Origin of the sequence: Stenotrophomonas sp. PS02298 (assembly GCF_029959445.1) — a bacterium.
Classification (GTDB): Bacteria; Pseudomonadota; Gammaproteobacteria; order Xanthomonadales; family Xanthomonadaceae; genus Stenotrophomonas.
Map to the genome: position 1 here is coordinate 1 of NZ_JASCOR010000282.1, position 2,780 is coordinate 2,780.

The following is a 2,780-nucleotide window of genomic DNA, read 5'->3' on the forward strand; positions in this document are numbered from 1 at the left end:
TAGCACCGTAGCCGGGGTAAGCAGCGCGCACCCGGGAAGTGAACCATTGCTGATAGCTCCGACTGTGCACCAACTGCCCCGGGTGCGCGCTGCTTACCCGGGCTACTCCAACCGCGCGCAACCCCGCGATTGGCCTACTTCTGCAAGGTCACCTGCTGAGAGTATCCCGCCGGCAGACCATGCATCTGGCGGGTGGAACCGACCACGACGACAAAGTCACCCAAAGCCTCGCGACGACAAAGCTGTGCGTCGGCTGCGCCGCTGCAGTGCTCGCGGTACAACTGGTAATTGCAGCGACCACTATCACTCTGCAGGCACTGGAAGCGACTGACACCGTTGACCACGGTGGTACGGCTGAGCAGACTCTGCTCACCACTGATGCGGGTTACCGAGGTCTGCCCGGGTGCTTCATGGATGCCCAGCATCGACAGCAGGCTGCCGATCAAAACTGTCAGGTAATGCATGGTAGTACTCCGACAAGCGGGGGCGGCATCACATGCCGCGGAACAGACTCATGAAGGGTTGGCTGACCATCAGCGTTTCACTGCGCTGTTTCAGCCGTAGTACGCCGCGGCCGCTGTCATCGCGGCTCACCGCCGCCACCGCCTTCATGTTGACGATGGTGGCGCGGTGGATCTGGCGGAAGCTGTTGGCGTCCAGGGCAGCCGTCAGTTCGCGCAGCGAGCTGCGCAGCAGCAGTTCTTCCTCGGCGGTGACCACCACCGTGTATTTGCTGTCGGCGCGGAAATACAGCACTTCGTCCAGCATCACCAGGCGGGTTTCGCGACCATTGCTGGCGGTGATCCAGGCCAGCGGCGGTGCAGCCAATGGCGCGGCGGGTTGCCTTGCCAGCTGCTGCAACAGCCGCTCCAGCACGCTCGGATCGGTGTTGCCACTCTGCCTGCGCGCCAGCACGCGCTGACGGGTCGCCACCAGCCGCTCATCACTGACCGGCTTGAGCAGGTAGTCGACCGCGCCTTGTTCAAACGCGCTGATCGCGTACTGATCGTAGGCGGTGACGAACACCACCTCGGTGTGCGGGCTCAGCCGCTGCAGCGCGCGGGCCACGTCCAGGCCGGTGATGCCGGGCATGCGGATGTCGAGGAAAGCCAGATCGGGCTTGTGCGTCTCCAGCGCTTCCAGCGCGGCGGCACCGTCCTCGCATTCGGCGACGATGTCCAGCTCAGGCCACAGGCGCTGCAGCTGGGCCACCAGGGCCTGACGCAGCAGCGGCTCGTCTTCGGCAATGAGGGCTTCAAGATGCACGGGGCAGCTCCGGGATGTTCACTGTTGCCTGCACCGGCGCGTTGTTTGCCGGCGCAGCTGTCGTTGCGGCGGCGACGACGGGCGGTGGCGAGGCAAGCTGCTTGGGCAGGCTGATGGTGGCGGCCATGCCGCTGGGGAAGTTGGACACCAGCGCAAGCGTGGCCTGTTCGCCGCAGCTCAGGCGCAGGCGCTCGCGCAGGTTCTTCAAGCCGATGCCGGTGCCGCTGTTGTCGGTGCTGATGCCCTGGCCGTCGTCGGCGACGGTGATCGTCAACTGGCCATCCAGCTCGCGCGCCAGTATCCACACCGTGCCGCCGCCGCTCTTGGGCTCCAGGCCGTGCTTGATCGCGTTCTCGACCAGGGTCTGCAACGACATCGACGGCAGGCTGACGCCGTGCAGGTGTTCGGGGACATCGATCTGCAACGTCAGCCGCGAGCCCATGCGGATCTGCAGGATTTCCAGATAGGCCTTCACCCGCTCCAGTTCCTGTCCCAGCGTGGACACCGACTGGTCGATGCCTGGCAGGGAGCTGCGCAGGTATTGGATCAGGTGCCCCAGCATCTGCTCGGCACGGGCGGGATCGCTGCGGGTCAGTACCTGCGCGTTGGCCAGCGTGTTGTAGAGGAAGTGCGGCTCCACCTGCGCATGCAGCAGGTTCAAACGGGCCACGCTGAGTTCTTTTTCGGCCTCGGTGCGTGCAGCCTGTGCGCGTTCTTCGCGGCGCTGCTGGGCAACCTTGCCGCTCAAGGCATGGGTGATGGCTTCGGCGTTCTCGTAGTTGCTGCCTTCATCGAGCAGCCACAGGTCAACCCAGGCGCCGGCATCGGGCTCGAAGAACAGGGTGACGCTGCTGGTATCCGCGCCGGGAATCACGCGGGCGGTGATCTGGTTGTGCTTGATCGCCAGCCGCGCCATCGGATTCCAGCGCGATGGCGGACGCTCGCCGTAGGGATCGGCGCGGCGCTGGGTAGCGCGCAGCTGCAAGGTGCCAACCGAACGCTCCAGGCGTTCGATACGCGGCATCTGCCCGATGACCTGCTCCAGCAGCGCGAATGCGGTGGGCGCATCCAGCGGCAGCTCGACCTGGCGGCGATGGCGATTGGCCAGCGACTGTGCGTCGAGGCGATCAGCAATCAGGGTGACACGGCGGATATGGCCAACCACGGCAGTCAGCGCGAACAGCGCCAACGCCATCGCAGCGAGGCCGAAAATCCAGCCCGGTGACTGGTCCATGCCGCTGAACAGGCCACTCCACAGGAACGCGGCGACGAGGATCGTCAGCGCCCAGGCGGCGAGGATGCGGAAACCGAGGAAGAGGCTGGCGAACATGGGGCAGTCACCGTAGGGATTGGGGGTGAGCATAGGCGCCGCCGGACAGGCTGCAAGCGGCCTGCGACGAAACCCGGAAAAGGGCGACCAAGCCCGGATTGGCGGGGATGGAAAAGCCGGTGGAAACTGTAGTGCCGAGCCATGCTCGGCAAGGGGCCTTTACCGGGAAGGCCCCTGCCGAGCA

3 protein-coding genes are annotated in these 2,780 nt (G+C 65.5%); all 3 read right to left on the reverse strand.

Annotated elements, in window-relative coordinates:
* Positions 1–134: 134 nt before the first annotated feature.
* The 3 genes from QMX78_RS21045 to QMX78_RS21055 are packed head-to-tail and all read right to left on the reverse strand — an operon-like array spanning position 135 to position 2,596.
* The gene (locus QMX78_RS21045) at positions 135–464 is read right to left on the reverse strand and encodes a hypothetical protein (RefSeq protein WP_282273339.1); all 330 of its coding nucleotides are present in this window, start codon (positions 462–464) and stop codon (positions 135–137) included.
* 28 nt (positions 465–492) lie between these two features.
* A complete protein-coding gene (locus QMX78_RS21050; RefSeq protein WP_282273343.1) occupies positions 493–1,266 on the reverse strand; it encodes a response regulator transcription factor in 774 nt (257 codons plus the stop codon).
* On the reverse strand, positions 1,256–2,596 hold the full coding sequence (locus QMX78_RS21055; RefSeq protein WP_282273344.1) for a histidine kinase: 1,341 nt from the start codon (positions 2,594–2,596) through the stop codon (positions 1,256–1,258). The genes QMX78_RS21050 and QMX78_RS21055 overlap by 11 nt, the downstream gene beginning before the upstream one ends.
* Positions 2,597–2,780 lie beyond the last annotated feature (184 nt).